Source organism: Pseudonocardia yunnanensis (genome assembly GCF_039534065.1).
GTDB lineage: Bacteria > Actinomycetota > Actinomycetes > Mycobacteriales > Pseudonocardiaceae > Pseudonocardia > Pseudonocardia yunnanensis.
Window position 1 is genome coordinate 112111 of the sequence record NZ_BAAAUS010000064.1, and the last position, 26793, is coordinate 138903.

Sequence of the window (26793 nt, forward strand, 5' to 3'; positions counted from 1 at the left end):
GCCCTCCTCAGCTGCGTCCTGGAGCGTCCGGGCCGAGCCACATGTCAATCTGGTGCCTCGTCCCGTAGTCCGGGTGCGGATACGCGTCGTGGACGTACGGGGCGAGGATCGACGGGCTGTTGTACACGTAGAGCGGCACGGGGTTCGAGACGTTCTCCAGGATGTAGCGCTGGATGTCGATCAGCTCCTGCAGACGGGCGGACTGGTCGAGCATCCCGCGTTGCGCGGTGATCCTCCGGTCCAGCTCGGGATCGTTGATCCCGTACCAGTTGCGCGCGCCGTTCGAGACCCACTCGGTGCTGAGGAACTCGTCGGCCGCGAGCATGGGTGTCTGCAGGCCGAAGCCCATGTCGTAGTTCTTCCCGGCGAAGCTCTCGGTGAAGTACGTGGCGTAGTCCTGCAGGTCCAGCTCGACCTGGATGCCGACCTCCGCGAGGTCCTGCTGGGCCCACTGCGCCTCGCGGACCACGGTCTCGCCGTAGCCGTCGGTGAGGATCATCCGCACGCTGAACCCGTTGGGGTAGCCGGCCTCGGCGAGCAGTCGCCGCGCCTGCTCGGGGTCGTGCGGCTGCAGCCGGGCGCTCTCTTCAGAGGCCAGCCCGCCGAACAGCGTGGGGGTCACCGGCCCGCTCAGGCTGCCGCCTGCGCGGATCGTCGAGAGCATCCCCTCCCGGTCGATCGCCATCGCGACGGCCCGCCGCACGCGCACGTCGTCGAACGGCTCGCGCTCCTGGTTCATGTAGAGCCGCACCTGCGTCAACCCCTGCTCCTCGTTGAGCTGCAGCGAGGAGTCCTGCGACATGATCCGATCCACCTGCGCCTTGTCCAGCGTCAGGGGGCTGAGGTAGTCGACCTGGCCGGTGCGCAGCGCTGCGATTGCGGAGGCCTGGTCCGGGACGATCGAGACGTGCACGCCCGCCATGTGCGGTGTGCCCTCCCGGTAGTAGTTCGGGTTGGCCGACAGCACGCGCTCCCGGTCACGCTCCCACTTGTCCAGCACGAACGGTCCGGTACCGATGGCGGTGGTGTTGAGGTCGAACTCCCCGCGCGTCCCCTCGCACGGCAGGATCCACATGAAGTGGTTGGCCATGTTCTGGTCGAACTCCGCGTACGGCTCGGCGAGCCGGAAGACCACGGTGTAGGGGTCGGGCGCAGAGATGTCCTGCACCATGCTGATCAGGTTGAGCTGGTGGCCGGGCAGGTCGCGGATCCGCTGCATCGTGCACAGCACGTCGTCGGCGGTGAACTCACGGCCGTTCACCGGGGGCTTGTCGTGGAAGCGCACACCGTGGCGCAGGTTGAAGGTCCACGTCCGGCCCTCGTCGGACGGGCCCCACTTCTCGGCGAGATCGCCCTCCAGCTGCGGGGAGCCGTAGGGGACGTCCGGGCCGGTGTCGAAGTCGACGAGCTTGCTGTAGGTGGAGCCGATGGCGACGTGGGTGTTGAAGGACGACTGAGCCTGCGGGTCGAGCGAGCGGGCGTCCGACGGCAGGGAGTAGCGGAAGATGCCGCCGTCCTGCGGTGGCCCGGCCGGCTGCGCGACGCCTCCTGCCGGGCTCCTGCCGCCCGGGGCGGAGAAGCAGCCGGTGCCGAGCAGGGCCACGGCGACGAGCGTGACGATGATCTGCAGCCGGGTGCGTGGTCGCACGGCGGCCTCCCTCGGGGTCGGCGGGGTCAACGGATCTGCTGCTTCGGGTCGAAGAAGTCGCGTAGCGCGTCGCCGAGGAGGTTGAAGGCGAGGACGGCGACGGTGAGGATCCCGCCGGGGAACACGACCATCCACGGGGCGATCTCCATGTACCGCGAGCCCTCGCTGAGCATCGCTCCCCAGGACGGCGTGGGTGGCGGTGTGCCGATGCCCAGGAAGCTCAGCGCGGACTCGGCGATGATCACGATGGCGAACAGCAGGCTCGTCACCACCAGCAGTGGGGCGAGCAGGTTGGGCAGCCCGTGCCGGCGCAGGATCCGCCAGGTGCTGCACCCGCTCGCCCGTGCCGACTCGATGTAGAGCTCCTCGCGGATGCGCAGCATCTCCCCGCGGGCCACGCGGTTGAACGAGGGGATGACCAGCAGGCTCAGCGCGATCACCGTGTTGCGCACGCTCGGGCCCAGCAGGGCCGCGACGAACAGCAGCAGCACGATCCCGGGGATCGCCATCAGGGTGTCCATCACCCGCTGCAGCGCCGTGTCGAGCGCACTGCCGCCGAAGTAGCCCGAGGCCACCCCGATCGCGATCCCGATGACGCCGCCCGCGGTCAGCGTTGCCACCGAGACCAGCAGGGAGGTGCGCGCGCCGTAGAGCACCCGGCTGAAGATGTCGCGGCCGAGGTCGTCGGTGCCCATCAGGAACTGCGCGCTCGGCGGCTGCTGGAAGGCCTCCCGGTGCTGTGCCACCGGGTCGAAGGGCGCTATCACCGGGGCCAGCACCGCGGCGAGCACGAACAGCGCGATGAGCGCCAGTGCCACCACACCGAGGGGCTGCGTGCGGACCAGGTGGCGCAGGCCCCGCCGTGCGGTGCGGCGTGCGACCGGTACCCGGTCCGCCACGATCTCGGTCATCCGACTCGTCTCCCGTTCGTCACGCGTAGCGGATGCGCGGGTCGATCACTCCGTACAGCAGGTCGACCACGAGGTTGACCAGCACGAACACGGCGCCGTAGACGACGACGCAGCCCAGCACGACGGGGTAGTCACGCAGCTGGACGGACTCGAAGATCAGCATGCCCATGCCGGGGATACCGAAGATCGACTCGAGGATCACGGTTCCGCCGAGGATCGCCCCGACCTGCAGGCCGACCAGCGTGAACACGGGCACGAGCGAGTTGCGCACGGCGTGGACGAACACCCGGGTCTCGGAGGCGCCCTTCGCCCGGACCGTGCGGACGAAGGGGGACCGCAACACCTCCAGCAGCGACGAGCGGAGCATCCGCGCTATCGCCGCCATGCCCGCCACGCCGAGCGCGAGAGCGGGCAGTGCCATGTGGACGAGGTTGCTCCCGAGATCTTCGCCCGGCGTCCGGTACACCAGCGGCGGCGACCAGCCGAACCACAGCGCGAGGTAGGTCACGAGCAGCAGGCCCAGCCAGAAGTTCGGCACGGAGATCCCCGCGACCGAGACGACCCGAAGGCCCTGGTCCAGCCAGCTGTTCTGCCGCGCGGCCGAGAGCAGCCCCAGCGGAACGCCGAGCAGGACGCTCACCAGCATCGCCATCACGCCCAGCTGCAGGGTGGTGGGCAGCCGGTCGGCGATCAGCGCGGTGACGGGCTCCTGGCTCTGGAACGACGTGCCGAAGTCGCCGCGGGCCGCGTCGGTGACGAAGGTGCCCAGCTGCGTCAGCAGTGGTTGGTCGAGGCCCAGCTGAGCGGCAAGGGCCGCGACCTGCTCCTCGCTCACGCCCGGGGCGTCGGCCAGTTGCAGCCGCACGGCGTCACCGGGGATGAGCCGCAGTGTCAGGAATACGAAGACGGTGACGAGCGCGACCACGAGCAGGCCGTAGAGCGCGCGCCGGAGCACGTACTCAGCCACGGGCCGCCGCCTCTCCTGTGAGCAGGTGGCATGCCGCGATCCGGCCGGGACCGGCCGCGACCGGTTGCGGCGGCGTGGTGCGGCACGGATCGAACGCCGACGGGCAACGGGTGTGGAACCGGCAGCCGGGCGGGGGAGCACTCGGACTGGGTATCTCGCCGCGCACCACCCGGCGTCCGCGCAGGCGGGCGACGGTCGGGTCGGCCGTGGCGACCGCATCGGCGAGCGTGCGCGTGTAGGGGTGGCGCGGGTCGGACAACAGCTCGTCGGCCGGGCCCTGCTCGACGATCTCGCCGAGGTACATCACGCAGATCCGGTCCGAGACGTACCGGACGACGTTGAGGTCGTGGGCGATGAACAGGTAGGACAGGCCGAGCTCGCGCTGGAGCGAACGCAGCAGGTTGAGCACCTGGGCCTGCACCGATACGTCGAGCGCGCTCACGGCCTCGTCGCACACCAGCAGCCGGGGATCGGTGGCCAGTGCCCGCGCGATCCCGATGCGCTGGGCCTGGCCGCCGGAGAACTGGTGGGGGTACTTGTCGAGGTCGCTCCCGGACAGCCCGACGAGCTCGAGCAGCTCACCCGCCCGTCGGCGGTTCGCCCGCCCGTCGGTGCCGCCCTGCGCCTCGAGTGGCTCGCTGATCACCGAGAACACGGTCATCCGCGGGTCGAAGGAACTCACCGGATCCTGGAAGACGATCTGCATGCGCCGGCGCAGCGGGCGCAGCTCGCGAGCGCCCATCCCGGTGAGCTCACGGCCCTCGAACCGGATGCTGCCGCTCGTCGGGTCGAGCAGGCGCAGCACCAGCCGGGCCACCGTCGACTTCCCCGACCCGGACTCCCCGACGAGGCCGACCGTCTCGCCCTGGCCGACCGAGAACGACACCCCGTCGACGGCCCGGACGTGCCCGACGGTGCGCCGCAGCAGCCCACGGGTGATCGGGAAGTGCTTCACGAGGTCACGGACGGCGAGCACGTCCTGCTCGGTGGCGGGCACGGGAGCGGCGGCGGGTTCGGCGACCGACGACATCACGCGCTCTCCCGTCCGACGGCCGCGACGGTGTCGTGCGGGGCCGCCCGGTGGAGCAGGCACCGGCTCGTCCGGCCGCCACCCAGTGTGTACAGATCGGGCGCTGTGGTGGCGCACTCGTCCCAGGCCTGCGGGCAGCGCGGGTGGAACCGGCAGCCGGCGGGGGTGTCGTGCAGGCTCGGGACGGCGCCGGGGATGGCGGCGAGCGGAAGCGTCTTGTCGGTGGTGGGGGTGGGCACCGCGGCGAGCAGCGCGGCGCTGTAGGGGTGGCGCGGGTCGCCGAGCACCTGCGCGGTGGGGCCCTGCTCCACCACCTGGCCTGCGTAGAAGACCACCACCCAGTCGGCCGTCTCGGCGACGACGCCCATGTCGTGGGTGACGAGCAGCAACGCGGTGCGGTACTCGCGCTGAACGGTGCGCAGCACCTCGAGCACCTGGGCCTCGATGGTGACGTCCAGCGCGGTGGTGGGCTCGTCGGCGATGAGCAGCCGAGGGGAGCAGGCCAACGCGATCGCGATCATCACGCGCTGGCGCTGACCGCCGGAGAGCTGGTGCGGGTAGGCGTCGATGCGGCTGCGCGGATCGGGGATGCCGACCTGGTCGAGCAACTCGATCGCGCGCTCCCGTGCGGCCCGTTTCGAGACCCGCCGGTGCAGCCGGATGGCCTCGACGACCTGGTGGCCCACCGAGTACAGCGGGTCCAGCGAGGACATCGGGTCCTGGAAGATCATGGCGATCTCGTCGCCGCGGACCCGGCGCATCCCGCGAGTGTCCAGCTCGGCGAGGTCACGCCCGTCCCAGAGCACCCGCCCCCCGCTGATCCGGCCGCCGTCGAGCAGGCGCAGCACGGCCAGCGCGGTGACGCTCTTGCCCGACCCGGACTCGCCGACCACGGCGACCGTCTGGTTCTCGGCCACGCTGAAGCTCACGCCGCTGACCGCCTCGACGGTGCCTGCTGCCGTGGTGAACTCGACCCGTAGGTCCTCGATCTGCAGGAGCGGTTCGGAGTCCAGGTCGGAGTTCACACAGCCTCCTCGTTGGGGCGCGGTGCTCTCGTCGGCCGCGGCTAGAACCGGGCTCTAGAACTGCATCTGAGGGTGATGCGTACCACTCTATGTGTCAAGGTCCGTTTCATCCGGTCTGTGCGGAGCGCACAAACACGGCTCTCGGTCGAGTCCGCGTCGCAGTTCGCGCAGCCTTCTCCTCCGAAGTCCCGTTCATCCGTTTTGTCGGACCCGCTCCGTAGGCTGCGCGAATGCTTCCCAACATCGTGGGCGAGGCGGCCGACCGCGCCGAGCATCGCCTCCACGACCAGACGGTCATCTGGCTGACGACGGTCAGCCCCGACGGTCAGCCGCAGACGTCACCCGTGGGCTACGCATGGGACGGGACGACGTTCGTGATCATCAGCCGGCCCGACGCTCCGAAGGTCCGTAACCTGCGGGCCAACCCCAAGGTCGCGCTCCACTTGGACCTCGATGGAGACGCGGAGAGGCACAGCATCCTCACCATCGAGGGCATCGCTGCGCTGAGCTCCGCGCCACCGGGAGAGTCCGCTCCGCTGAGTGCGGATGAGACCTCTGCCTACGTGGAGAAGCATCGGGAGTCGATGCGCTGGGCGGGTCTGACGCCGGAGACGACCTTCGCCGACTTCTCGACGGTGATCCGGGTGACGCCCACCCGCGCCCGCTCCTACTGAGCTGTAGGCGCAGCGCACCGGCTGGTCAGACGGGAGTGGTCTCCGCCAGCAGGTCGGGTTCGATCACCGTGCGCATGCGCGTGAGGACGTCCATCATCGCCTCGACCATCTGGCGGGCCTCCTTGGCCGAACGAGCGGAGGCGATCTCACGCCGCGCCTCACCGGTGAAGCTCGTGAGGAGGGCGACCAGCACCCTGTTGACCGGCTGGTTGTCGGCCCGCAGCAGCCGGAAGTTGCTCTTCACCCACTCCTTGCCGCTCTGGCGGAGCAGCCGCTGGAAGCCGGGTGGAGTGTCGCCGTCGTGGATCAGTTTCACGACGTCGCGGTTCGGCCAGGTGTTGTTGAGGTAGGCGCGGGCACCGGCCTCGAACAACTCGAAGGGATCGGTGACGCCGCTCTCCTTCGCGGCGGCGACAGCCGTGGCGGCGACGGCGTGCTGCTCGTCGCGGTAGCGCTCCCACAACGCGGTGAACAGCTCGCTCTTGCCCCCGAAGTGGTGGTACAGGCTGCCGACGCTCGACCCCGCCCGCTCGACGACATCCGAGACGCTGGCCTCGGCGAAGCCGCGCTGGGCGAAGACGACCCGCGCGGCGTCCAGCAGTTGGGTGCGGGTCTGCTCGGTGCTGCCCCACTGGCGACCGGCGCTGCGACCACGGCCCACGTTCCGCGTTGTCACGGCGCCTCCTCAGCCTTCCCCGGCCGTTCCGTTGCGGCCGCGGGGGACCGATAGTGCCAGCACACGCCGTGCACGGCTGTTCGACCCGCCCTACCCGGCCGGCCGGAAGACGGGGACGGCGGCGCCGTCGTGGTCCTCCCAGTCGAGCTCCACGCGCTGCCCGACGCTGACGCTGCCGGGTTCGGCGATCACCTCGGTGAGCATGCGGAAGCCTTCGTCGAGGTCGACGTAGGCCACCGTGTAGGGCGCGTGCGCGCGGAAGAACGGGTGGCCCTGCTGGCGCACCACGGTGAACGTGTAGACGGTGCCGCGGCCCGCCGAGTCGAGCGTCTCCAGATCGGGGTCGTCGTGGCCGCGGGGATAGAACACCACCTCGCCCGTGCTGCGACGGCGCTGGTAGGTCAGCCGGTGCTCGCCGCAGGCCCGCCAGAACGGGCCGGTGTCGGCCTCGTCGAGCACCGGCAGGGGCCGCGCGGGTGCGGTGTCGGCGGTGGCGCTCACGGTGATCAGTCCTTTCCGAGGACGACGGTGGCGGCGGAGTGGCGGGTGCCCAGCTGTCCGCCGTTGCCGTGGGCGACGGCGAGGCGGGCGCCCTGCACCTGGGAGGTCGATTCGCCGCGCAGCTGCCGGGTGGCCTCGATCAGCAGGAAGATCCCGCGCATGCCGGGGTGGTTGGACGACAGCCCGCCGCCGTCGGTGTTGAGGGCGGGTGCCCCGGGGCGGTCCCAGCGCAGCCGGCCGCCCTCGACGTAGGAGCCGCCCTCACCCTTCTTGGCGAACCCGAGGTCCTCGAGCAGTGTCAGCACGGTGATGGTGAACGAGTCGTAGATCATCGCGATGTCGATGTCCTCGGGTCGCACCCCTGCCTCGCCGAAGGCGAGCGGTGCGGACTGGGCGCCGGCGCTGGTGGTGAGGTCGCGGGTGTTGCCCGGGTAACCCACCGCCTCGCCGCTGCCGAGGATCCAGACGGGAGATGTGCGGATCCCGGTGGCCACGTCGTCGCCGACGATCACGACGGCGCCGCCGCCGTCGGAGACGATGCAGCAGTCGAGCAGGTGCAGAGGGTCGGCGATCATCCGTGAGCCGAGCACGTCGTCGACGGTGAGTTCGCCGACGTTCTTGATGCCGAGGTCGCGCAGTCCGGCGACGGCGTCGGGGTTGCGCACGGCGTGGGCGCGCGTGGTGACGGCGATCTCGGCCAGTTGCTCGGGTGTGGTGCCGTACTCGTGCATGTGCCGCTGGGCCACCAGCGCGTAGTTCCCGATCAACGGAAGCCCGTAGGGGATCTCCATGTTCATCCCGGGCGCCGGGTCGGGGGTGCTGCGGCCACCGGTGCCGATGGCTCTGGCCTCGCTCTTCGCCGTGGAGCCGTAGGTCAGCAGCGCGACGTTCGCCCGTCCGGCCGCGATGTCCCGGGCGGCGTGGGCGGCGTGGAACTCGTAGGAGCTGCCACCCAGTGACGTCGTGTCGATCACCCGCGGCGCGATACCCAGGTGCTCGGCCACGGTGATGCCCGACATCGCGCCGGTCTCGCCGGCGTCGTAGAGCGCGTCGACGTCGGCGAACGTCAGTCCGGCGTCCGCCAGCGCCCGAGCGGCGGACTCGGCCTTGATCTGCATCTTGCTGCGGCCGGGTGCCCGGCGCAGTGAGTACTCGTGGATCCCGGCGATCGCGGCGCGTCGCGGTGCCATGTGCGTCTCCCCGTCTGTGGATACGGCCGGTAGGTCAGCGCGGTAGCGCGGTGGATCAGCGCAGCCGGAAACGGCCGCGGTCGATGACCACGCTGCCGTCCGCTGTGCTCGTCCGGAACAGAGCGTCGTCGGGGCCGTCGGCTCCCGTCCACACCGAGACGACGAGCTCCTGGCCGGGCAGGACCGGCCTGCTGAAGCGACCCGACATCCCGCCGAACCGCTTCGGGTCGGAGCCGCACACGGCGTGCAGCAGGGCGCGGCCGGTGAAGCCGTACGTACAGAGTCCGTGCAGGATCGGGCGGTCGAAGCCGCCGCGCGCGGCGAACGCGGGATCGCTGTGCAGCGGGTTGCGGTCGCCCGAGAGGCGGTACAGCAGCGCCTGGTCCGGACGGATGCGGTAACGCACCTGCTCGTCGGGCTGGCGGTCGGGGAGCGTCCAGTTGTCGCCCTGACCCGGCTCCCGGCCGAAACCGCCCTCGCCGCGGATGAACACGCCGCTGCGCGTGGTGACGAGCGGCCGTCCGTCCAGCGTCGCGGTGTTCTCGGTGGTGACGAGTGCGCCGCTGCCCTTGTCCTGGATACCGGTGACCCCCGAGGTGACCTGCACCGTTGCGGCGACGGGCAGGGTGGCGTGCAGCTCGAACGCCTGCTCGGCGTGCACGAGCTTCGCGGGGTCGAAGTCGCCGAGCCGACGGCCCGTGCGAGCAGCCGCGGCGAGCACGCCGAAGGTCGGGAGCACCTGCTGCTCCACCCCGGCGGTGTTCTCGGTGGTGAACTGCAGTTCGGTGGTGGGGTCGTCGGCCCCGGCCCCGACGCCCAGTGCGTAGAGGATGGCATCGGTGGCGTTCCAGGACCGGTCGACCGGCTCCGACCGGATCCCGACGAGGCTGTGGTCGAGCGCCATGGCGCGCCTCCAGCGGAGTCGAGTGGAACTACATTCTAGGACAACCCTCAGCGTGACTCGATGCCCTTGTCAAGCCGTTGACAGCCTCGTCACGGTGCGGTCTCATGGAAGAATCTGATTCTAAAACACGGATTTACCTCTGGCGTGCAGTGCGGAGCAGGTGGGGGACCGGGTATGACTCAGGCCGATCACGTCGCGGTGGTCGATGACGAGCACGGAGTCGGGCAGCAGGACCGGAGCCGCCGGTCGCTGGCCACGCCACAGCGCCTCCGGTCGTTCTTCGCCCCACGGAGCATCGCCCTCGTCGGGGCGTCGGAAGGCTCCGGCTGGGCCCGCTTCATTCTCGACAGCCTCTCCACGTCGGGGTTCGGTGGCGACCTGCGGCTCGTCCATCCCGTGCGTCCGCAGGCGTTCGGCCGCCCCACGGTGCCGAGCCTGCGAGCTTTGGACGAGCCCGTCGACCTCGCGTTCGTGCTGGCCCCCACCCGCGCCGTCGAGGGCGTGCTGGAGGACGCCGCCGCGGCCGGGATCCACAACGTCGTGGTGCTGGCCTCGGGCTACGGCGACGGAGGGGGCGAGGAGGGCCGGGAGCGCGAACGCCGGCTGGTCGAGCGTGCGGTGGAGCTCGACCTCACCCTGCTCGGTCCCAACTGCCTCGGCTTCGTGAACGCGGCGGCCGGTGTGGCGCCGTTCGGCCTGCACATCGTGCCGCCGCTGCGCAGGGGAGGGCTGGGCGTCGTACTGCAGAGCGGGGCGCTCACCAGCAACGTCCTCGCGTTCGCGCGGGCCCACGGCATCGGGATCAGCCTGCTGACGTCGATGGGCAACGAGGCGGTGATCACGGCGGCCGACGTGATCGAGCACCTCATCGACGACGACGAGACCCGTGTGATCGGTCTGTTCCTCGAGTCGGTCCGGGACCCTCAGCGGTTCCTGGCCCTCGCAGAGCGGGCGCTTCAGGTCGGCAAGCCGATCGTGGCGCTCAAGGTGGGGCGCAGCCCGGCGGGCCAGCTCGCCGCGCTGGCTCACACCGGCGCCGTGGCGGGCGACGACGCTGTCGTGGCCGCGGCGTTCCGCCAGTTCGGCGTGACCAGGGTGGACAGCCTGGAGGAACTGCTCATCACGGCGGGGCTGCTCGGCTCGGGAACGGTGCCGACGGGCCGGCGGATGGGAGTGGTCACGGCGTCCGGCGGGGCGTGCGACATCATCGCCGACCGCAGCGCGGACGAGGGGGTGGAGATCCCGGAGTTCAGCGAGTCCACCGGTGCCCAGCTGCGCGAACTGCTCCCGTCGTTCGCCGCAGCGCGCAACCCGCTCGACGTCACCGGGGTGATCCTGGCCGACACCGCCACGGCGAGCGCCAACCTCGGCGGCACCGCGCTCAACGCCGTGGCCGCCGACCCGAAGCTCGACTTCGTTCTCAACCTGATCTCCGTGCCCGTCGCGGCGCCTCCCGACCCTGCGGTGCCCGAACGCCGGATGGCCGACATCGCGGCCACCGTGGCACGGTCGCCGATCCCGATCGTCAACTTCTCCGCCACCTGCAGCGACCTCTCCGAGTACGGCGCCGACCTGCTCGACCGGCACGGCCTGCACGTCGTCGGGGGCATCGAGTTCGGGCTGACCGCGGTGGGGCATGCGATCCGGTGGAACGAGATGCGCCAGGACCGGGGCGCCCGTCCGGCGGCCGCACCGGCGCCCGCCCCGCGCGTCGCACCGGACGACCTGCCCGACGGGGCGTGGTCCGAGGCACGGGCCCGTGACCTCCTGGTCGCGGCGGGCGTGCCGGTGGTGCCGGCCGAGCTCGTGCAGGACCCCGATGAGGCGGTGGCCGCGGCCGAACGGCTCGGCCACCCGGTGGCGGTGAAGGTCTGCTCGGCGTCCATCACGCACAAGTCCGACATCGGGGGCGTCGCCCTCGGCCTCGGTGAGCCCGACGCGGTTCGTGCCGCAGCGGAGAGCGTGCTCGCCGCAGGGCGGGCGGTCACCGACGACGTCGAAGGCGCTCTCGTGAGCCCGATGCGCACCGGCGGCACCGAACTGTTCGTCGGCGTCACGGTGGACCCGTCCTTCGGGCCGGTGCTCGCCGTCGGGCTGGGCGGAGTGTTCATCGAGGTGCTGCGCGACGTCAGCCTGCGAGTTCTGCCCGTCGACCCCGCAGAGGTGGTGCGCATGCTGGGTGAGCTGCGTGGTGCGCCGGTGCTGGCCGGCGCGCGAGGGACGGTTCCCGTGGATCTGCAGGCCGTGGCCGAGGTGGTGACCAAGGTCGCCGAGTGCGCCCGGTCGCTGGGGCCTGCCCTGCAGGTGCTGGAGATCAACCCGCTCTGGGTCGACGGGTCGCACGTCGAAGCCCTCGACGTGCTCGTGGTGACCGGGCCCAGCTGATCGACCCCGTAGACCGACCCGCCTGATCGACCGCTTGATCGACACAGCTCGTGATCGACACAGCTGTCGACACCGCCTGAGGAGGCGACGACGTGGAACTCGACCTGGGACCGGAGGCGTCCAAGTTCCGGCAGGAGACCCGGGACTGGATCGCCGACAATGCGCCCGCCGGCCTGGCCGACCTGGTCGACTGGACCGTCCCACCGATGACGGCGGGCGACCATTCCGCCCATGCCCAAGCCGCGAAGAGCCCACTGCACGAGGAGTGGGAGCGCAGGCTGCTGGCCGAGCGGATGATCTGCCCGCAGTGGCCGGAGCGGTTCGGCGGCCGCGGCTGGACCGCGGTGCAGAACGCCATCTACAGCGAGGAGTGCGCCCGGGCGGGCGTGCCGCGGATCCGGCGTGGGTTCGGCGAGGGGATGGTGGGCCCCTCGGTGATGGTGCACGGCACGCCTGAGCAGCAAGAGCACTTCCTGCCGCGGATCATCAGCGCGGAGGACGTGTACTGCCAGGGCTTCTCCGAGCCGGACCACGGCTCCGACCTGGGCGCCGTCTCCACGCGGGGCGTGGTCGACGGCGACGAGATCGTGATCAGCGGGCAGAAGGTGTGGACCTCGGGCTTCGCCCGGGCGAACATGATCTTCGTCCTGTGCCGCACCGACACAGCGGCCCCCAAGCACCGGGGCATCTCCTACGTGCTGCTCCCGATGCGGGACAACAACATCGACGCGCGCCCGCTGCGCCAGCTCACCGGCAACGCCGAGTTCGGTGAGGAGTTCTTCGACGGCGCCAGGGCACCGCTGTTCAACGTGATCGGCGGGCTGAACAACGGCTGGCGCGTCGCGATGACGACTCTCGGCCACGAGCGGGGCGGCAGCGCAACGATCGGCCACCTGAAGTACCAGCGGCAGCTCACCGCGCTGGTCGAGCTGGCCCGCGAGGTGGGCCGGGACAAGGACCCGATGGTGCGCCAGCAGCTCGCGTGGGCGCACACGCACGTCGAGATCATGCGGTACCAGGGCCTGCGGCTGCTCGCCCAGCTGGCAGAGGGGCGCGAGCCGGGCCCGGAGGCGTCGATCTCGAAGCTCTTCTGGAGCGAGTACGAGCGCCGCGTCGGGGAGATCGCGATGGAGCTGATGGGGCCCGACGCGCTCGTGCGCCCCGACGGCGAGGGCTACCGGCTCTCGCACTGGCAGCAGGTCTTCCTCGCGAGCCGGGCCGGAACGATCTACTCCGGCACGAGCGAGATCCAGCGCAACATCATCGCCGAACGCGCGCTCGGGCTCCCGAGGGAGCCGCGCCCGGCCGAGTTGAAGGGAGCGGGGGCATGACGGGGCTATCAGGGCGGGTCGCGGTCGTCACCGGGGCCGGGCGCGGGATCGGCGCCGGGATCGCCCGGCTGCTGGCCGCGCAGGGCGCGTCGGTGGTGGTGAACGACCTCGGGGTGGAGCTGGACGGCTCGGGGGCGGACAAGGGCCCCGCCGCCGAGGTCGTCCGGGAGATCACGGAGGCCGGTGGCACCGCGATCGCCGACGGCGGTGACGTCTCCGACCCGGACCAGGCCGAAGGGCTCGTCCGCACGGCGATCGAGGAGTTCGGGAAGCTCGACGTGCTGGTGAACGTGGCCGGCATCCTGCGCGACCGGATGATCTTCAACCTCAGCGAGAAGGAGTGGGACGACGTCATCCGCGTCCACCTCAAGGGCCACTACAACACCACGAAGCCCGCGGCCGCGTACTGGCGCGACCAGCGCAACCCGGACGGCCACTTCCGCCTGATCAACTTCACGTCGGTCTCCGGGTTGCACGGCGCCCCGGGACAGCCGAACTACGCCTCGGCGAAGATGGGCATCGTCGGCCTCACCTACTCCTGCGCCAACGCGCTGGGCCGCTACGGCGTCACCGCCAACGCGATCTCACCCGGCGCCGCCACCAGGATGACCGCGTCGATCCCCAGCGAGCGGCAGTCCGGCGCTCTTCGCGACGACGACGAGCGCTCGCCCGACAACATCGCCCCGATCGTCGCGTACATCGCGAGTGAGGCGTCCGACTGGCTCACCGGCCAGGTCGTCGGCGCGCGCGGGTACGAGGTGCACCTCTACAACAAGCCCGCACCCGTCCGGCACATCGTCTCGGACGGCCCGTGGGAGCCCGACCGATTGGCCCAGCTCGTCGAACGCACGTTCAAGCCCGCTGTCACCGGGAACGGGCGGTAACGGCCATGGACCTGGTGTTCACTCCCGAGCAGGAGCAGCTGCGGGCGTCGGTGCGGCGCTTCCTCGCCGAGAAGTCCCCGATCACGGCGGTGCGCGCGTTGATGGACGGGCCGGTCGGCTACGACCCGGCCGTCTGGCGGCAGATGGCCGAGCAGCTCGGCCTGCAGGGCCTCGCCCTCCCGGAGAAGTTCGGGGGGAGCGGCTACGGGTTCGTCGAGCTGGCCGTCGTGCAGGAGGAGCTGGGGCGCGCGCTGCTGCCCGGGCCGTTCTCCAGCACTGTGGTGTTGGCAGCGCACGCCGTCCTGGACGCCGCCGACCCGGCCGCGGCCGAGGAGTTGCTGCCGGGGATCGCCGACGGGTCGACGATCGCCACTCTCGCCGCCGCGGGCGAGGGCGGCGGGTGGGACCCCGAAGCGCCTTCTCTGTCGGCCGAGCCGGCGGGAGACGGTTGGGTGCTGCGCGGCAGCGTCGATCAGGTGCCGGACGGGCACCTGCCCGGACTCGTTCTCGCGGCAGCCCGAACCGCCGCGGGACCGTCGCTCTTCGCCGTCGACGCCGAGGCGCCGGGCCTCACCCGCACGGCGCTGCCCACCCTCGACCAGACGTCCCGGCTGGCTCGCCTGGACTTCGCGGAGGTGCCGGCGCGGCTGGTCGGCGCCGACGGCGCCGCCGGCTCCACGCTGCGGCGCACGCTGGACCGGGCCGCGGTCGCACTCGCCCTCGAGCAGGTGGGCGGGGCGCAGCGCGCGCTGGAGATGGCCGTGGAGTACGCGAAGGTCCGCAAGCAGTTCGACCGCCCGATCGGCAGCTTCCAGGCGCTCAAGCACAAGGCGGCCGACGTGCTCCTGCAGGTGGAGTCGGCGCGGGCCGCCGCCTACTACGCCACGTGGGCCGTGGCGCGCGACTCCGACGAGGTCCCGGCGGTGTCGAGCCTCGCCAAGGCGTACTGCTCCGACGCGTTCTTCGCCGCGGCAGCCGAGAACATCCAGATCCACGGCGGCATCGGGTTCACCTGGGAGCACGACGCCCACCTGTACTTCAAGCGGGCGGCGGCCACGAAGCTGTTCCTCGGCGACCCGGCGTTCCACCGTGAGCGGCTGGCGGTGTCGATCGGCCTGTGAACGGCTCCAGGGGGACCAGCGTCGACACCCCCGGCGAAACGGAGGAGACCACCGACGACCGCGCTCGCTCGCGCTATGCCTGGCGCGTGTTGTCGGTGGTCTGCCTTGCGTCGTTGATGAGTGGGCTCAACAACAGCTCGCTCACGATCGCGCTCCCGGCGATCGTGGGCAGCTTCGACGCCAGCGTGTTCGAGACCACCTGGATCCTGCTGGCCTACCAGCTCACGAACGTCTCGTTGATGGTGTTCTTCGGGCGGCTGGCCGACCTCTTCGGCAGGCGTCCGATGTACATGACGGGCGTCGCGCTGTTCACCGGAGCGAGCCTGCTCGCCGGGTTCGCCCCGTCGGTCGGGCTGCTCATCGCCTGCCGGGTGGTGCAGGGCATCGGCACGGCCATGCTCATCACGAACAGCGCCGCTCTGGTCACGGCGGCGTTCCCGCGCAGGCTGCTGGGGCAGGGCCTGGGCATCTACATGGCGTCGTTCTCGCTGGCCCAGCTGCTCGGACCGACGCTCGGGGGCCTGCTGGCCACCGAGCTCGGTTGGCAGTGGACGTTCTGGTCGAACGTGCCGGTCGGTGTGGTGTGCCTGCTCTGGGGGCTGCGGGTGATGGAGCGGGTCCCGCGCCGCCGTGAGCGGTTGCGGATCGACCCGCTGGGCAACCTGCTCGTCCTGGTCGGGCTCGGCGCGCTGCTGCTCGCGTTGTCCCAGGTCGGGACGTCGGGTTGGGACGACCCACTCGTCCTCGGTTGCCTCGCGGTCTTCGTGCTCGCCGTGCCGGCGTTCCTGCTCGTCGAGCGCAGGGTCGCCGAACCCGTCGTGGATCTGCGGACGTTCCGCGACCCGGTGGTCGGCATCGGCACGCTCGCGGGATTCCTCGCGACGGTGTCGCGGTTCGCCGTCGTGCTGCTGATGGGGCTGTACTTCCAGGCCGTCTCCGGCGACACCCCGGCCGAGGCGGGCCTGAAGGTGCTGCCGGTTGCCATTGCGTCGATCATCGCCGCACCGCTGGCCGGGGCGCTGCTGCGCCACATCGCCCCGCGCACGGTGGCGGTGGCCGCGTGCGCGTTCTCGCTGGTCGGCGTCACCCTGCTGCTGTTCACGATCTCCGTCGACACCCCGTACCCCGTGTTGATCGGCGCCGTCGTGGTGCTCGGGATCGGGTCGGGCGCATTCATCCCCGCGAACAGCACGGCGATGCTGCAGGACCTGCCGCCCGACCGGCTCGGGATCACCAACGCGGTGCGGCTGATGGCGCAGAGCTCCGGGGTGGTGATCAGCACGGCCGTGGCGCTCACGCTGGTGGCCGCGCCGCTGCCGGTCGCCCTGCGCCCGCAGCTCTTCGACGGGTCGCTGTCGCAGGTCTCGCCGAAAGCACTGGAGGACCTGGTCACCGGCTACCGGTGGGCCTTCGGGCTGATGGCGGTGATGTCGGTGCTCTGCCTGGTCGCCTCCACCGTCGGGCGTCAGGTGAATGCCATCAGCCGGAGGGCCGCGACGACGGTCCCGACCAGATGAGGAGTGGGTGGACATGGGTGTGCTCGACGGCAGGATCGCGCTCGTCACGGGGGCGAGCCGGGGGATAGGCGCGGAGATCGCCAGGCGGTTCGCGGCCGAGGGCGCCACGGTGATCGCGACGGCCCGCACGCTGGAGCCCGGCAGCTCGCCGCTGGCCGGGTCGCTCACCGACACGGTCGCTGCCATCGAGGCGGCAGGCGGCTCGGCTCAGGCCGTCGCGGCCGACGTGTCCCGCGCGGAGGACCGCGTGGCGCTCGTGGAGCGGGTCACCGCCGAGCACGGGCCGGTGGACATCCTGGTGAGCAACGCCGCCGTCACCTGGTTCACCCCGGTGGCCGACTTCACCGCCAAGCGCGTCGATCTCATGTTCGAGGTGCAGGTCAAGGCGCCGATGCACCTGGCGCAGCTGGTGCTGCCGGGCATGCGGGAGCGCGGCGCAGGCACGATCCTCAACATCTCCTCGCGCGCCGCCATCCACCCGCAGCTCCCGCCGACCGGGCGGGCGTCGCGCGGCGGCACGGTGTACGGGATGTGCAAAGCCGCCCTGGAGCGGTTCTCCACCGGCCTCGCGGCTGAGCTCTACGCCGACGGGATCGCCGTGAATGCGCTGTCGCCGAACCGGGTGGTGCCCACGCCGGGCACCGTCTTCCACCACCTGACCACCGAGGACGCACCCGACGCCGAACCGCCGGCCGTGATGGCGGAGGCCGCGCTCGCGTTGTGCCGCCCGCCCGCGAACGGGAGCCGTGCGCTCACCGGCCGGATCGCCTACTCCCAGGACCTCCTGAACGAGCTCGGCATCGCCGTCCCGAGCAGATGACGGCGGCGGGCTGGGTCCGCGTCGACTGCCACGTGCACACCGTCGCCTCCGGGGACGCGGTGCTGCGGGTCGAGCAGCTCGCGTGCCGGGCGGTCGAGCTGGGTCTCGACGTGGTGTTCGTGACCGACCACAACGAGACCTCGGCCGCGCTCGCCGCGCAGGGCCGCGACCTGGGCGTCCGGATCGAGGTCGGCGAAGAGGTGCGCACCGCCGACGGGGAGGTGCTCGGGCTGTTCCTCAGCGAACGCATCCCGTATGTCCTCCCGATCCGCGAGGTGGTGCGCCGGATCCGGGCCCAGGGCGGGCTCGTGGGCCTTCCGCACCCCTTCGACCCGCTGCGCGCCGGTGCCGGCGCCGTGGCCGACGCCCTGTGCGCGGACGGCGCCGTCGACGTGGTCGAGGCGTTCAACGCCAAGGTGCGCGACCCTGCGCACAACGACGCCGCCGCCGCGCTGGCGTCCCGGCACGGGCTGCCGGTCGCGGCCGGATCGGACGCCCACGACGTGACCGGCCTGGGCGCCGCCTACATCGAGATGCCGGATTTCGATGGCCCGCGCGACTTCCTGGCCGCCCTCCCGCACGCACGACTGGTGGGCGAGCTACGCCCCCACGCCCCCCGCTTCCCACCCCGCCCCCGCGCCGGCTGACCGCCGTCCGCTCCTGCCCGACGGCACACATCTGGTGGCCACGGCACATACGTTCTGCCATGTGTGCCGTGGCCACGAGGTGTGTGCCGTCTACGTCAGGGGGCCCGTTTCCTGCAGTCGGCCGTCTGCTAGCCGGAGCCAGCGGCTCACCTTGATCTCCGCGAGGAACCGTTCGTCGTGGCTGACGACCACGAACGCGCCTTCGTAGGCGCCCAGCGCACTCTCCAGCTGGCCGATGCTGACCAGGTCGAGGTTGTTGGTCGGTTCGTCGAGCAGCAGCAACTGGGGCGCCGGTTCGGCATAGAGGACGCAGGCCAGGGTGGCGCGCAGCCGCTCGCCGCCGGACAGCACCCCGACCGGGAGGTCGATGCGGGAGCCGCGGAACAGGAAGCGGGCGAGCAGGTGCATCCGCTGCGCCTCCGGCATCGTGGGCGCGAACGCGGCGAGGTTCTGCGCCACCGTGCGGTCGAGGTCCAGCAGGTCGAGGCGCTGGGACAGGTAGGCGACCCGGCCGTCGGCCCGCCTGGTGCCGCCCTCCGGCTCCAGCTCGCCGTTGATCATGCGCAGCAGCGTGGACTTGCCGGCCCCGTTGGGGCCGGTCAGGGCTACGCGCTCGGGTCCGCGGATCGTCAGGTCGGCGCCGTCGCCGGCGAAGAGAGCCCGGTCGCCGTAGCGGACCTGCATCCGCTCCCCGAGGAACACCGTGCGGCCGGCCGGGACGTTGGTGCCCGGCAGGATCAGCGTGATCTTCTGCTCGTCGCGAAGAGCGCGACCTGCCTCGTCGAGCCGGGCCCTCGCATCGCTGACGCGCGCGGCGTGCGTCTCGTTCGACTTCCCCGCCGACTCCTGGGCGCGTCGCTGGAGCCCGCCGGCGACGATCTTCGGCAGACCGGCGTTCTTGATGTTGCGGGCGGCGTTGCCGGCCCGGCGCTCGGCCCGCTCGCGGGCCTGTTGCATCTCCCGCTTCTCCCGCTTGACCTCCTGCTCGGCATTGCGGATGTTCTTCTCCGCCACCTCGCGGGCGGCCTGCACGGCCGTCTCGTACTCGGTGAAGTTGCCGCCGTAGGTCCGCAGCTCGCCCCGGTCGAGCTCGGCGATGCGGTCCATGCGGTCGAGGAGTGCCCGGTCGTGGCTGACCAGCAGCAGGCAGCCGTTCCAGTCCTCGATCGCGCCGTAGAGCCGTTGCCGGGCGTCGAGGTCGAGGTTGTTCGTCGGTTCGTCGAGCAGCAGGACGTCGGGCCGCTTCAGCAGCTGTGCCGCCAGACCGAGGGTGACGATCTGGCCGCCGCTCAGGGTGTGCAGCTGCCGGGTGAGCGAGAGGTCGCCGAGACCGAGCCGGTCCAGCTGGGCGCCGGTGCGCTCCTCGATGTCCCAGTCGTTGCCGATCGTGGTGAAGTGCTCCTCGCTCGCGTCGCCCGACTCGATCGCCGCGAGCGCCGTGATCACCGGACCGATACCCAGTACCTCGGCCACGGTCAGGTCGCCGACCAGCGGCAGGGTCTGCGGGAGGTAGCCGAGCACCCCCGTGACGGACACGGAGCCCCCGCTGGGCCGGTACTCGCCGGCGATCAGCTTGAGCAGGGTGCTCTTACCGGCCCCGTTCGGCGCGACGAGGCCCGTACGGCCGCCGCCCACGGTGAAGGACAGGTCCTGGAAGACGGGGGTGTCGTCAGGCCAGGAGAAGGAGAGGTTCGAGCAGATGACGAACGCGTCGGACATGCGAGAGAGCCCTCGTGTGTGATGCGGGCGTGCCAGGGCCGCCCATTGGGAACAGGGGGAGGTGCAACGACGGCGGCTCCACACCGGCGGCGCTCCTGCGCTCATGCCGGCGGCCGACCATGTCCGGTCTCACCCGGAGATGTCGTCGTCACCCGCCATGTCTGGTCTCCCTCGGTCCCCGATGATCGCGCTCGACCATAGCAGTAGCGATCTCTTTCCTCACCGGGGTCACCCCGCGGCGGATGCAAGCCGGCGGTCCCGGGGTCGGTGGTGCAGCATTAGCGCTGATCCGGATCGCCATACGTGCGTTCGGGTGTTCGCGACTGCGCCGTTCAGAGGTTCCTGATTCCGCCACCTTCCGGAAGGTTCACCACCCGATCGGCGAGGTATCGTTTCGTCGAGCGACGGCAGGACGGAGCGGGTGACGACGACGAGCGGTGACGGTTCACAGCGATCGCCGGAGAGTGGCGGCGATCGGATTCGTCGTGCCGCCTATGAGCTGTTCAGTCGCAACGGGGTGCGGGACGTCGGTGTCGATGCCGTGATCGCGCACGCAGGCACCGCGAAGATGACGTTGTACCGCACGTTCCCGTCGAAGGATGATCTCATTGTCGATTTCCTTCGCCGGCGTGAGCAGCTGTGGACCGAGGAATGGCTCCAGCGTGAGAGCAGACTGCGTGGCGAGCGTCCGCAGGACCAGTTACTCGCCATCTTCGACCTGTTCTCGGAATGGTTCGCCCGTCCCGATTTCGAGGGCTGCGCCTTCCTCACCACCATGATGACGGTGAACGACCCGGCGAGCCCCGTGCGCCGGGCGAGTGTGGAACACCTCGCGAACATCCGCGGATACCTGCGGCAGCTCGCCGAGGAGGCGGGGGTGGCCGACGTGGATCGCTTCGCGCGTCAGTGGCACGTGCTCATGAAGGGTTCGATCATGGCGGCCCACGAGGGCGACACCGCCGCGGCGTCGGCTGCGCGTGAGCTCGGCGTGTTGTTGCTGCGGTCGCACGGCATCGCCGCCGACTGAGTACTGCTCGGGCGCCACGCGGGCAGGGAACGGGCCGGCTCGAGGGGTCGAATCGAGCCGGCCCGAGGTACTGGCGCGCGACGGTGCGCTGCGACGTCAGACGCCGAGTTTCTCCGCGGCCAGGCGGCTTCCTTCCACCCGGGACGTGATCTTGCGGAAAGCGACGTCACGGGCGTAGTCGGGCGACCCGTGGTTGGGCTTCTCGTCGATGGAGAACGGCGAGAAGCCGCAGTCGTCGGTGGATCCGAGCTGCTCCTTGGGAATGAAGTTCGCCGCCCGGATCAGCTGGTCGGCGATCTCCTGCGGACTTTCCACCCGCGGGTTCTGCGGGTTCGTGACGCCGATGTACGCCATCTGTGTCACACCGCGGGCGTCGCGCAGGTTCCGGCCGATCGTCTCGTACACCGGGTCGCGGTCCCGCTCGGACGCGAGCTGGATCAGGAAGTATCCGGCGTCGATGTCGAACATCGTGCCGAGCAGGTTGTTGTAGGGCACGTCGGCCGAGTGCACGGAGTCGCGGTCCCCACCAGGGCACGTGTGAATACCGATGTTGCGTCGCTCGTCGGCGGAGAACCGCGCCATCACACGGTTGTTCAGCTCGATGAAGTGCGGCAACAGGCCCGCCCCCGTCCACGGGTTGCGCGGGTCGTCCCGGGTGGCCAACCGGCCCTCGGTGAAGTCGACCGACACCCGCTCGGCTCCGGCGGCGAAGGCCTCGCGGATGTCCCTCTCGCACTCGTCGACGAGCGCCGCCTCGAACTCGTCGCGGCTGTAGCCCTCCACCGGGTCCTTCAGCGGGTAGAGCAGCGCGAGCATCGACGGCGCGATCACCGCCTGCTTCATCGGCCTGTTCGCGTACGGGATCGACTTGCGCAACGTGTCGGCCGCGTGCTGGTTGTAGCGGAACGGCCCGCGTTCCAGCTTCGGGAGCCGGCGTCCGTGGCCGTCGGCGAAGATCGCGAAGAATTGACCGTCAGGTCCGAGTCCCGGGGCGAGTCCGGTGCCGGCCAGGGTGTCGGTGATCGGATATGTGGCGAACGACGACCAGCGTTGCTCTCCGTCGGAAATGATCGGCGAACCGGTGGCCTCGAATCGTTCGATCGAATCCTTCACGGCCGCGTCCTGCAGCTTCTCGAGATCGTCTCGGCCGATCTCGCCTGCGTCGTACTTCGCGTAGGCCTCCTGCAGCTTGGCGGGTCGGGGGAGCGAGCCCACCGGCTCGGTGGGGACTCCGGTGGCCGTGCGCGGGTCGTAGCCCATGAATGGATCTCCTCCTCGAGAATCCAGGCCAGGGACCAGCCCGATCCCGGCGTCTCCTGCTCTTGCTGATGAAATGGTCGATCACGCACGCCCGACCGAGTGCTCGGTGCGTGCCCCGGAATTATTACGCCAAGCGAGGGAGACAGGTCTGTCTCAGACTTCGCCCGAAAGGGTAGTCTTATTCGCATGGCCGGTCAATGAGTGTTTTGGTGCTACCTGAACGTTCACTGATCCCTGGTTGATTGTTGCCGTTCCCGGAGGGTTTCCCGAGGGGTGTGGATAGCGCGGACATCGCGAACTGCACCCGGTCGAGGCAGGATGTCCTTCGGGGTGAGACCGACCTGTCTTGTGGTTCCGGTCACACAGTGGGAACATCAGCCACATCAGGCGCCCACCACCGCCGATCCGGAGGGCACCGCCTACCATGGCCGAGCTCGAACCGCGCAACTTCCTCCAGCCCTGCCTGCTGCTGCTCCTGCGTGAGCAGCCCGACCACGGCTACGAGCTCGCCGCGCGTCTGCGCCCGATGCACGACGGGGACGGCGACGCCGGCGGCGTCTACCGTGCCCTGCGCAGTCTGGAACGGCATGGGCTGGTGCGCTCGGAGTGGCAGACGTCCGACGTCGGACCCGCCCGGCGCACCTACTACGTCACCCCGGACGGCGTGAACAGCCTCGACTCGCTGGCCGACAGCCTCGGTCAGACGCACGAGGCGCTGCACATCTTCCTCGATCGCTACGCGCGGGTGGTCGCCGCAGCGAAGCGGGGCTGCCCCGAGGGGAGCCGAATTGACCATCGAGCTGACAGATACGGACGTACGAACGGCGTTCACGCGGCGCGAGGAGCCGATCGGCCTGCTGGCCACTGACGCCCCCGCGCTCGCCACCGCCTGCCACGCCATGGCACGGCGGTTCCACCGCGGCGGACGGCTGATCGCGTTCGGGGCAGGCGGCTCCGCTGCCGACGCCGCGCACGTGGTGGTCGAGTTCGTGCATCCCGTGATCATCGGGAAACGGGCGCTGCCGGCACTGTCGCTGCGGGGCGGATCCGGTGGGTTCCGCGCCGAGCTGGAGCTGTTCGCGGAGCCCGAGGACATCGCGCTGGCCATCGCGCCCGACGGTGGTGACGCCGCCCTCGCCGACGCCCTGGCGGCGGCGCGCGACCGCGGCCTGTTGACCGTCGCTCTGGCAGGGGCGCCGGACGGGCCGCTGCACCGGTCGTCTCTGGACCATGCGCTCGTCGTGCATTCGGACGACCCGCGGATCGTGCGCGAAGGCCAGGTCACCACCTACCACGTGCTCTGGGAGCTCGTGCACGTCTTCCTGGACGCCCCGGAGGTGCTGGCATGAACACCGGAACGGGCACGCACGGGCTGCTGCCCGACCCGCACCCCGGCGACACCTGCATCACCTGCTCCGACGTCGCCGTGGCCGTCACGGTTGTCGAACTGCTCGGCGACGACATGGCCCTCGTGGACACCGACGCCGGCACACAGGAAGAGGTGAGTGTCGCGCTCGTGGACGCCGAGGTCGGGGACACCGTCCTCGTCCACGCGGGAGAGGCCATCGCAAGGCTGGAGCCGTCATGAGTATCGAGTCGCTCTATCCCTTCCTGCATGCAGGCGCCGCGGATCGGGACGTGCTCCTGGCCGACGTCGCCCGGTCGACGGCGGAGAAGGTCGGTGAGATCGGACGGCTACGCCACGACGTCCTGGCCGCCGACGCCGCCGAACTGGCGGCCTGTGCCACGGCGATGGCGCAGCGGTTCGACAGTGGCGGGAGGCTACTGGCGTTCGGCAACGGCGGCTCGAGCACGGACGCGGCAGCCATGGCGGCGCTCTGCGTCGATCCAGGACCGGCATGGCGGCCGCTGCCCGCCCTCGCGCTCGCGGCGGACGTCGCCACGCTCACCGCTCTGGCCAACGACGTCGGCTTCGAGAACGTCTTCGCCCGTCCGCTGGCCGCTGCGGGGCGCCCCGACGACATCGCACTGGGCCTCTCGACGAGCGGAGGTTCGGCCAACGTGCTGCGTGGGCTCGCCGTCGCCCACGAACGTGGCCTGCTCACCGTGGGTCTCGCCGGCTACTCGGGTGGCGCGATGGCCGAGGCGGCCGAGCGCGGCGAGATCGACTACCTCTTCGTCATGCCGTCGGCGTCGGTGCACCGGATCCAGGAGGCGCAGACCACCACCTACCACGTGTTGTGGGAGCTGGTGCAGCGCGCGCTGGGCCGTCCGTGAGCGAACCGTCGGTGCGGGCCCGGATCCGCGTCAGCGGGATCGTGCAGGGGGTGGGGTTCCGGCCGTTCGTCCACGGCCTGGCCGGGGAGCTGGGCCTCGCCGGCTTCGTGGGCAACGACGAGTCCGGCGTGGTCATCGAGGCCGAGGGCAGCGCCCACGCGCTGGACGCCCTGCTCACCGCACTGCGCGACCGGCCGCCCGCGCTCGCGCTGGTCACCGATGTCGCCGCCACGGGCATGCCGGTGCTTGGCGACACCGCCTTCGCCATCGCACCCAGCTCGGCCCGCGGCCCGCGGGCCACCCTCATCTCGCCCGACACGGCGACGTGCGCCGACTGCCTCGCCGAACTGCGTGACCCGTCCGACCGCCGCTACCGCCACCCCTTCATCACCTGCACGAACTGCGGGCCGCGGTTCACGATCGTCACCGGGGTGCCCTACGACCGGGTGGCCACCACCATGGCCGGCTTCCCGATGTGCACCGCCTGCGCCGCCGAGTACCACGACCCGGCCGACCGCCGGTTCCACGCGCAGCCGGTGTGCTGCCCGGACTGCGGGCCGACGCTGCGACTGGTCGACGTCCGCGGCAACGACCTCCCGGGCGACCCGATCACCACCGCTGCCCGGATGCTCGCCGACGGCGGCGTGCTCGCCGTGAAGGGACTCGGCGGCTACCACCTGGCGGCGATCGCGGCCCACGAGCAGGCGGTGGCCGAGCTGCGGGCGCGCAAGCACCGTGAGGACAAGCCGTTCGCTGTGCTCGCTCCCGGGCTCGACGCGGCCGCGAAGCTCGGGGAGATGGGACCTGCCGAGGCCGCCGAGCTCACCTCTCGCCGCGCCCCGATCGTGCTGCTGCGCCGGCGCCCCGGTGCGTCACTGGCTGCGGCCGTCGCTCCGGGCAACGACCACGTCGGCGTGATGCTGCCCTACACGCCCGTGCACCATCTGCTGCTCGACGAGCTCGCCGCTCCCATCGTGCTGACCAGCGGAAACCTCTCCGACGAGCCGATCGCCCACCTCGACGACGACGCCGTCGCCCGGCTCGGTGGCATCGCCGACGCCTTCCTCACGCACGACCGGCCGATCCGCACGCGGGCCGACGACTCGGTGCTGCGGGTGGTCGCCGGGCGCACCTACCCGATCCGCCGCTCCCGCGGCTACACCCCCGAACCCCTGCGGATCGGCGTGACCGCCCCGGAGCCGGTGCTCGGGTGCGGTGCCGAGCTGAAGAACACGTTCTGCATCCTGCGGGGCGCGGAGGCCTTCCCGTCGCACCACGTCGGCGACCTGGAGAACGCCGAGACGCTGCGGGCCTACACCGACGGCATCGAGCACCTCGGGCGTCTGCTGGACGTCACTCCCGCAGTGCTCGCCCACGACCTGCACCCGGAGTACCTGTCCACGAAGTACGCGCTCGACCGAGCCGCCGCCGAACCCGGCCTGAGGCTGGTAGGGGTGCAGCACCACCACGCCCACCTGGCCGCCTGCCTGGCGGAGAACGGCGAGACCGGGCCGGCCATCGGGATCGCGTGCGACGGCCTCGGTTACGGACCGGACGGTGTGCTGTGGGGTGGTGAGGTGCTGAAGGTGTCCCTCACCGGGTTCCGGCGGCTCGCGCACCTGGAGCCCGTGCCGTTGCCGGGCGGCGTCACGGCCATCCGGCAGCCGTGGCGGATGGCTGCGGCCTGGCTGCACGCCACCGGCACCGACCCGGCCGGCCTCGCCGTCGCGACCCGGAACGCTCCACTGTGGATGCAGGTGGAGAAGCTGCTGGCGTCCGATGTGGAGGTTCCGGTCACCACGAGCGCCGGGCGCCTGTTCGACGCCGTTGCCGCGCTCGTCGGGATCCGGGACCGGGTCAACTACGAGGGGCAGGCGGCCATCGAGCTGGAGCAGTGCGCGTCGGCGGTGGGGGAGTGCGACGGCTATCCCGCCGGCTTCGACGGCGGGCTCATCCGCGCAGGCGATCTCGTGCGCGCCGTCGTCGCAGACCTCCGCGCAGGCACCGCGGCGCCGCTGATCGCAGCCCGCTTCCACGCCGGCCTGCACGACGCGCTGGCCGCCGCGGCCGTACGGGCAGCCGCAGGCGCCGGGCTCGACGTGGTTGCCCTGTCCGGCGGGGTGTTCCAGAACCTCCGGCTGCTCCACGGCGTGTCCCGGCGGCTCACCGAGGCCGGGCTGCGGGTGCTGGTCCACTCCCGGATGCCGTGCAACGACGGCGGGATCAGCCTGGGTCAGGTGGCCGTGGCGGCGGCGACATCTGCTCGCACGTGATCGCCGTGCACTGATTCGGCCGGCAGCGCCGATCGGGCGAGGCGA

General features: G+C 71.1%; 25 protein-coding genes. 14 read left to right on the forward strand and 11 right to left on the reverse strand.

Annotation, left to right across the window (positions count from 1 at the left end; translation table 11 throughout):
- Positions 1-7 precede the first annotated feature (7 nt).
- The 5 genes from ABD743_RS42100 to ABD743_RS42120 are packed head-to-tail and all read right to left on the reverse strand — an operon-like array spanning position 8 to position 5581.
- Positions 8-1648, reverse strand: a complete 1641-nt coding sequence (locus tag ABD743_RS42100) for an ABC transporter substrate-binding protein (RefSeq protein ID WP_344729986.1) — start codon at positions 1646-1648, stop codon at positions 8-10.
- A gap of 26 nt (positions 1649-1674) precedes the next feature.
- Positions 1675-2559 (reverse strand): ABC transporter permease, encoded by an 885-nt coding sequence (locus ABD743_RS42105; RefSeq protein ID WP_344729988.1) that lies wholly within the window; start codon positions 2557-2559, stop codon positions 1675-1677.
- A 19-nt stretch (positions 2560-2578) separates the two neighbouring features.
- A complete protein-coding gene (locus tag ABD743_RS42110) occupies positions 2579-3526 on the reverse strand; it encodes an ABC transporter permease (protein WP_344729990.1) in 948 nt (315 codons plus the stop codon).
- Positions 3519-4556, reverse strand: coding sequence for an ABC transporter ATP-binding protein (locus ABD743_RS42115; protein WP_344730160.1), 1038 nt, complete (start codon positions 4554-4556; stop codon positions 3519-3521). Before ABD743_RS42115 ends, ABD743_RS42110 begins: the two co-directional genes overlap by 8 nt.
- Positions 4556-5581, reverse strand: coding sequence for an ABC transporter ATP-binding protein (locus tag ABD743_RS42120; protein ID WP_344729992.1), 1026 nt, complete (start codon positions 5579-5581; stop codon positions 4556-4558). The genes ABD743_RS42115 and ABD743_RS42120 overlap by 1 nt, the downstream gene beginning before the upstream one ends.
- A 230-nt stretch (positions 5582-5811) precedes the next feature.
- Between ABD743_RS42120 and ABD743_RS42125 the strand changes: the two genes are divergently transcribed.
- Positions 5812-6255 (forward strand): pyridoxamine 5'-phosphate oxidase family protein, encoded by a 444-nt coding sequence (locus ABD743_RS42125; protein ID WP_344729994.1) that lies wholly within the window; start codon positions 5812-5814, stop codon positions 6253-6255.
- 25 nt (positions 6256-6280) lie between these two features.
- On the opposite strand, the gene ABD743_RS42130 is transcribed toward ABD743_RS42125, so the two are convergent.
- The 4 genes from ABD743_RS42130 to ABD743_RS42145 all read right to left on the reverse strand — a co-directional run bounded on the left by ABD743_RS42130 (position 6281) and on the right by ABD743_RS42145 (position 9526).
- Positions 6281-6931: a TetR/AcrR family transcriptional regulator gene (locus ABD743_RS42130; protein WP_344729996.1), complete on the reverse strand. Its 651-nt coding sequence runs from the start codon at positions 6929-6931 to the stop codon at positions 6281-6283.
- Positions 6932-7021: 90 nt separating this feature from the next.
- A complete protein-coding gene (locus tag ABD743_RS42135) occupies positions 7022-7432 on the reverse strand; it encodes a Zn-ribbon domain-containing OB-fold protein (protein ID WP_344729998.1) in 411 nt (136 codons plus the stop codon).
- 5 nt (positions 7433-7437) lie between these two features.
- Entirely contained in the window at positions 7438-8622 is a 1185-nt protein-coding gene (locus ABD743_RS42140) for a thiolase C-terminal domain-containing protein (protein ID WP_344730000.1), read from the reverse strand.
- Positions 8623-8677: 55 nt separating this feature from the next.
- Positions 8678-9526: a MaoC/PaaZ C-terminal domain-containing protein gene (locus ABD743_RS42145; protein ID WP_344730002.1), complete on the reverse strand. Its 849-nt coding sequence runs from the start codon at positions 9524-9526 to the stop codon at positions 8678-8680.
- Positions 9527-9700: 174 nt separating this feature from the next.
- On the opposite strand from ABD743_RS42145, the gene ABD743_RS42150 reads away from it, so the two are divergent.
- The 7 genes from ABD743_RS42150 to ABD743_RS42180 all read left to right on the forward strand — a co-directional run bounded on the left by ABD743_RS42150 (position 9701) and on the right by ABD743_RS42180 (position 18231).
- On the forward strand, positions 9701-11911 hold the full coding sequence (locus tag ABD743_RS42150; protein WP_344730004.1) for an acetate--CoA ligase family protein: 2211 nt from the start codon (positions 9701-9703) through the stop codon (positions 11909-11911).
- A 92-nt stretch (positions 11912-12003) separates the two neighbouring features.
- The gene (locus tag ABD743_RS42155; RefSeq protein WP_344730006.1) at positions 12004-13242 is read left to right on the forward strand and encodes an acyl-CoA dehydrogenase family protein; all 1239 of its coding nucleotides are present in this window, start codon (positions 12004-12006) and stop codon (positions 13240-13242) included.
- Entirely contained in the window at positions 13239-14126 is an 888-nt protein-coding gene (locus tag ABD743_RS42160) for an SDR family NAD(P)-dependent oxidoreductase (protein WP_344730008.1), read from the forward strand. The genes ABD743_RS42155 and ABD743_RS42160 overlap by 4 nt, the downstream gene beginning before the upstream one ends.
- A gap of 5 nt (positions 14127-14131) precedes the next feature.
- Positions 14132-15247, forward strand: a complete 1116-nt coding sequence (locus tag ABD743_RS42165) for an acyl-CoA dehydrogenase family protein (protein ID WP_344730011.1) — start codon at positions 14132-14134, stop codon at positions 15245-15247.
- Positions 15244-16764, forward strand: coding sequence for an MFS transporter (locus ABD743_RS42170; RefSeq protein ID WP_344730013.1), 1521 nt, complete (start codon positions 15244-15246; stop codon positions 16762-16764). The genes ABD743_RS42165 and ABD743_RS42170 overlap by 4 nt, the downstream gene beginning before the upstream one ends.
- Positions 16765-16777: 13 nt before the next feature.
- Entirely contained in the window at positions 16778-17584 is an 807-nt protein-coding gene (locus ABD743_RS42175) for an SDR family NAD(P)-dependent oxidoreductase (RefSeq protein ID WP_344730015.1), read from the forward strand.
- Positions 17581-18231 (forward strand): PHP domain-containing protein, encoded by a 651-nt coding sequence (locus tag ABD743_RS42180; protein WP_344730017.1) that lies wholly within the window; start codon positions 17581-17583, stop codon positions 18229-18231. Before ABD743_RS42175 ends, ABD743_RS42180 begins: the two co-directional genes overlap by 4 nt.
- 90 nt (positions 18232-18321) lie before the next feature.
- On the opposite strand, the gene abc-f is transcribed toward ABD743_RS42180, so the two are convergent.
- On the reverse strand, positions 18322-19950 hold the full coding sequence (gene abc-f / locus ABD743_RS42185) for a ribosomal protection-like ABC-F family protein (protein ID WP_344730018.1): 1629 nt from the start codon (positions 19948-19950) through the stop codon (positions 18322-18324).
- A 421-nt stretch (positions 19951-20371) separates the two neighbouring features.
- Here abc-f and ABD743_RS42190 point away from each other — a divergent pair, with 421 nt between their 5' ends.
- Positions 20372-20977: a TetR/AcrR family transcriptional regulator gene (locus ABD743_RS42190; RefSeq protein WP_344730020.1), complete on the forward strand. Its 606-nt coding sequence runs from the start codon at positions 20372-20374 to the stop codon at positions 20975-20977.
- A gap of 96 nt (positions 20978-21073) precedes the next feature.
- Here the strand turns inward: ABD743_RS42190 and ABD743_RS42195 are convergent, their stop codons facing one another.
- Positions 21074-22237 carry a uroporphyrinogen decarboxylase/cobalamine-independent methonine synthase family protein gene (locus ABD743_RS42195; RefSeq protein WP_344730023.1) on the reverse strand — a complete coding sequence of 388 codons (1164 nt, stop codon included), beginning with the start codon at positions 22235-22237 and terminating at the stop codon, positions 21074-21076.
- Positions 22238-22661: 424 nt separating this feature from the next.
- Here ABD743_RS42195 and ABD743_RS42200 point away from each other — a divergent pair, with 424 nt between their 5' ends.
- Genes ABD743_RS42200 through hypF form a run of 5 tightly spaced genes read left to right on the forward strand, consistent with a single transcriptional unit; the run spans position 22662 to position 26748 of the window.
- Complete coding sequence (locus tag ABD743_RS42200; RefSeq protein ID WP_344730025.1) at positions 22662-23105, forward strand: helix-turn-helix transcriptional regulator; 444 nt, start codon at positions 22662-22664, stop codon at positions 23103-23105.
- Positions 23026-23586: an SIS domain-containing protein gene (locus ABD743_RS42205; RefSeq protein WP_344730027.1), complete on the forward strand. Its 561-nt coding sequence runs from the start codon at positions 23026-23028 to the stop codon at positions 23584-23586. The genes ABD743_RS42200 and ABD743_RS42205 overlap by 80 nt, the downstream gene beginning before the upstream one ends.
- A complete protein-coding gene (locus ABD743_RS42210; RefSeq protein ID WP_344730029.1) occupies positions 23583-23825 on the forward strand; it encodes a HypC/HybG/HupF family hydrogenase formation chaperone in 243 nt (80 codons plus the stop codon). The genes ABD743_RS42205 and ABD743_RS42210 overlap by 4 nt, the downstream gene beginning before the upstream one ends.
- Positions 23822-24475: a D-sedoheptulose-7-phosphate isomerase gene (locus ABD743_RS42215; protein WP_344730031.1), complete on the forward strand. Its 654-nt coding sequence runs from the start codon at positions 23822-23824 to the stop codon at positions 24473-24475. Before ABD743_RS42210 ends, ABD743_RS42215 begins: the two co-directional genes overlap by 4 nt.
- Positions 24472-26748 carry a carbamoyltransferase HypF gene (gene hypF, locus ABD743_RS42220; RefSeq protein WP_344730033.1) on the forward strand — a complete coding sequence of 759 codons (2277 nt, stop codon included), beginning with the start codon at positions 24472-24474 and terminating at the stop codon, positions 26746-26748. Before ABD743_RS42215 ends, hypF begins: the two co-directional genes overlap by 4 nt.
- Positions 26749-26793 lie beyond the last annotated feature (45 nt).

Excerpts from the sequence above, each read along its gene's own strand:
- ABD743_RS42105 (WP_344729988.1), bottom strand. The coding sequence starts at position 2,559 with ATGACCGAGATCGTGGCGGACCGGGTACCGGTCGCACGCCGCACCGCA.
- ABD743_RS42115 (WP_344730160.1), bottom strand. The coding sequence starts at position 4,556 with ATGTCGTCGGTCGCCGAACCCGCCGCCGCTCCCGTGCCCGCCACCGAG.
- ABD743_RS42125 (WP_344729994.1), top strand. The coding sequence starts at position 5,812 with ATGCTTCCCAACATCGTGGGCGAGGCGGCCGACCGCGCCGAGCATCGC.
- ABD743_RS42140 (WP_344730000.1), bottom strand. The coding sequence starts at position 8,622 with ATGGCACCGCGACGCGCCGCGATCGCCGGGATCCACGAGTACTCACTG.
- ABD743_RS42145 (WP_344730002.1), bottom strand. The coding sequence starts at position 9,526 with ATGGCGCTCGACCACAGCCTCGTCGGGATCCGGTCGGAGCCGGTCGAC.
- ABD743_RS42150 (WP_344730004.1), top strand. The coding sequence starts at position 9,701 with ATGACTCAGGCCGATCACGTCGCGGTGGTCGATGACGAGCACGGAGTC.
- ABD743_RS42160 (WP_344730008.1), top strand. The coding sequence starts at position 13,239 with ATGACGGGGCTATCAGGGCGGGTCGCGGTCGTCACCGGGGCCGGGCGC.
- ABD743_RS42165 (WP_344730011.1), top strand. The coding sequence starts at position 14,132 with ATGGACCTGGTGTTCACTCCCGAGCAGGAGCAGCTGCGGGCGTCGGTG.
- ABD743_RS42175 (WP_344730015.1), top strand. The coding sequence starts at position 16,778 with ATGGGTGTGCTCGACGGCAGGATCGCGCTCGTCACGGGGGCGAGCCGG.
- ABD743_RS42180 (WP_344730017.1), top strand. The coding sequence starts at position 17,581 with ATGACGGCGGCGGGCTGGGTCCGCGTCGACTGCCACGTGCACACCGTC.
- abc-f (WP_344730018.1), bottom strand. The coding sequence starts at position 19,950 with ATGTCCGACGCGTTCGTCATCTGCTCGAACCTCTCCTTCTCCTGGCCT.
- ABD743_RS42195 (WP_344730023.1), bottom strand. The coding sequence starts at position 22,237 with ATGGGCTACGACCCGCGCACGGCCACCGGAGTCCCCACCGAGCCGGTG.
- ABD743_RS42200 (WP_344730025.1), top strand. The coding sequence starts at position 22,662 with ATGGCCGAGCTCGAACCGCGCAACTTCCTCCAGCCCTGCCTGCTGCTG.
- ABD743_RS42210 (WP_344730029.1), top strand. The coding sequence starts at position 23,583 with ATGAACACCGGAACGGGCACGCACGGGCTGCTGCCCGACCCGCACCCC.
- ABD743_RS42215 (WP_344730031.1), top strand. The coding sequence starts at position 23,822 with ATGAGTATCGAGTCGCTCTATCCCTTCCTGCATGCAGGCGCCGCGGAT.